Origin of the sequence: Intrasporangium sp. (assembly GCF_030452765.1) — a bacterium.
GTDB lineage: Bacteria > Actinomycetota > Actinomycetes > Actinomycetales > Dermatophilaceae > Intrasporangium_A.
Genome location: NZ_JAKDLO010000311.1, coordinates 1 through 2,533 on the forward strand (window position 1 = coordinate 1; position 2,533 = coordinate 2,533).

The 2,533-nt window shown below is 68.6% G+C and carries 1 protein-coding gene and 2 pseudogenes; all 3 read right to left on the reverse strand.

Going from position 1 to position 2,533, the window contains the following annotated elements:
• Window positions 1–1,201: pseudogene (gene istA / locus L0H79_RS21890) on the reverse strand (IS21 family transposase); the annotation flags it as partial.
• Window positions 1,202–1,634: 433 nt separating this feature from the next.
• Entirely contained in the window at window positions 1,635–1,925 is a 291-nt protein-coding gene (locus L0H79_RS21895; RefSeq protein WP_301486878.1) for a hypothetical protein, read from the reverse strand.
• A gap of 266 nt (window positions 1,926–2,191) precedes the next feature.
• Window positions 2,192–2,452, reverse strand: a pseudogene (locus L0H79_RS22375) (nucleotidyltransferase domain-containing protein); the annotation flags it as partial.
• Window positions 2,453–2,533: the final 81 nt, after the last annotated feature.

Sequence of the window (2,533 nt, forward strand, 5' to 3'; positions counted from 1 at the left end):
GGGGGCCGCCCCCGGGGCCGGGGGCGGTGGGCCTGGGACCGCCGTAGTGCTCGTCGAGGATGGAGGCCTCCCCGGGCGCCTTCAGCGGGTGCTGCGCGTGGACCTGCCCGGTGGCGGGGTCGGTGATCAGCACCCGCGGGCCCTGGGCCACGACCGCGACCCGGGCCCCGGTCAACCGGTTCGGGACGGAGTAGCGAGCCGAGCCGAGGCGGATCGTGGACAGCTTGTCAACCTTGCGCGTCACCGGGGCCGGGCCGATGCTCGGGCGCAGCGACGGCAACACGCCCAGCAGCTCCCGCTCCTGCTCAAGCCGGACGCTCGGGACCACGAGTGTCTCGGCGTGGACCTTAGCGTTGACCTGCCCGCACCATACCGCCGCGCGCTCGTTCGCCACCGGCAGGTCAGCCAGGACCATTGCTGTTGAACGGTCTTGGTCACCACCGCCTCCCTCACCCAACGCGAACTCGAGCAGCAACGGGCGCAGCAGGTCATCCTTGCTGTACCCGACCAGCCGCTCCACGATGCCCTTGGACTGCGGGTCGAGCGCCTCGCAGAAGTCCGGCCGGAACCGGTAATGCGTCGCGAACCGCACGTACTCCGGGGTCGGGACCACCCGGTTGGCGACCACCCCACCCTTCAGTCAGCCCATCCGGTCCGCGAGCACGACCCCCGGCACGCCGCCCAGCTGCTCGAAACACTCCGCGAGCATCGCGAACGTCGTCGCAGCCTTCTCATCCGCAGCGAACCGCACGAACCGCACCCGTGACCAGGCCAGCACCGCGCAGAAGACATGCACCCCCGCCACGACGCCCCAGTCGATCACCAGATGCTCACCCGGGGACCACACCGCCGGACGACGGCCCCGGCCCCGCTCCCCGCGGAAGCGGTTCTTCTCCTGCGCGACCAGCCGCCGGAAGTTCCGGTCCGAGCCGGCATAACCCGCGGCCCGCGCCCGCGGCAGCAGCCGCATCGCGCTGACCCGGCCCCGGCCCACCTCCACGGCCTGACCGACAAGATCACGCACACCCTCATAGTTCGCCGGCCGCGGCGCCCGCCCCGGCCGTCCCTGCCCTGCATCAACGCGCTCGATCACACGCTTGACCGTCTTGTGCGTGGTGCCACAAATATCGGCGGCGCCACGGTAGGTACCCACCAACTCGTAGGCGGCAACAATGTTCATCTCATCCCTCATGCTCTTCAATGGAGCTCCCTGAGCGGTGGCAGTGACTGGCTAGACACCGCCACCGTCACCGCTCAGGCTTCACGCTCCGGCTCGACACGACGAGCAAGTGGGGACTTCTACTTGGCCACCAGCGGGGACCTCACCCGGCCACCACCGGGAACTTTTCCATGGCCAGGGACATGCGGCCCTTGCCGTCGGCCAATGAAACTGAGTTGCTGAAAGAGCAGCGAGCGAGTCGGGGCGGCGATCATCGCGGCTCCTTCGGCGCGGGCGTACCTGCATGACGATTCATCAACGTTCCGGTCTCCCGACTTCCGCTTCTGCCGCGGAGAGCGCGTTGGCGGGGAGGGCCAAGGGGGGGCTAGATCCGGGCACCCACCGCCAAAATTGCGGCGGGCACTCAGTGCGGGCTCAATGGGGGTTATCCCCTGGAACACGCACTTCTGCCCGGCTACTCCGGTGAGAAAAGGTCAAGGTCCTCGCCCCACGAGTCAATAGTGTCGCCGCAGACTGTCGTGTCGTGAGCGGCGTCCCAGGCCCGCACCTCGCGATCAACAACCGCGAACGTGCGGCGGCCCGCGCCGGCGTCACCGGCCAGCAAGCGTTCGAGCTCCGGCAGAAACACACCAGCCGACCATTCAGGCACGTCCAGCGGGTGCTCACGCAGCTCCCACGGGAGGTACTTGTTGTACGGCCGGACCCGCCCGGCCAGCGTGAACACCACGTCCAGCAGCCACGGCACCGACTCGGCCGCATCGAGCCGCGACTCAAGCTGGCGGCCATCGCGGTCGCTCTGAGACAGCGGTAGGCGAAGTTGACCCACCCGTCGAGCCGGTCGTGATCAATCAGGATGTTGCGCTGCTCCGCGGCGTCGAGCCTCGGAAGTCGGTGAACAGCGCTGGTGATCCGACCGCCGGTGTCGTCGCGGAGCACCTGCGCGTAGGCATAGGCCCAGCGACCCCACCAGCCGGCACTCCCGTAGGGCGGGACATCTTCGAGTTCGACCAGGCTGTCGGGGATCTCGTCGATGAAGGTACTGCGCATCGTCTCGCGCCCCGCCTCGTCTGCCCGCACGACGAAGACGTCGACGTCGGAGCGCTCGGTCTCCATCCCCCGGGCCGCCGACCCGCTCAGCACCAACCCGAGGATCGATGGATCGTCCCGGGACAAGAGCTCATCCAAGGCAGCACGTGCTGCAGTCGACACCACCGCGGCGACGCTAGCGTGACCCACCCTCGCAACACCAGTCGATTCGAAGCCACGAGGCATTCACCGCAGGGGGCGTCTATAGCTCATGGCTCCCCTCTGTGTCAAGAGGCCCGTCGAAGCGGGGTCGTAGGCTTGGTCGGG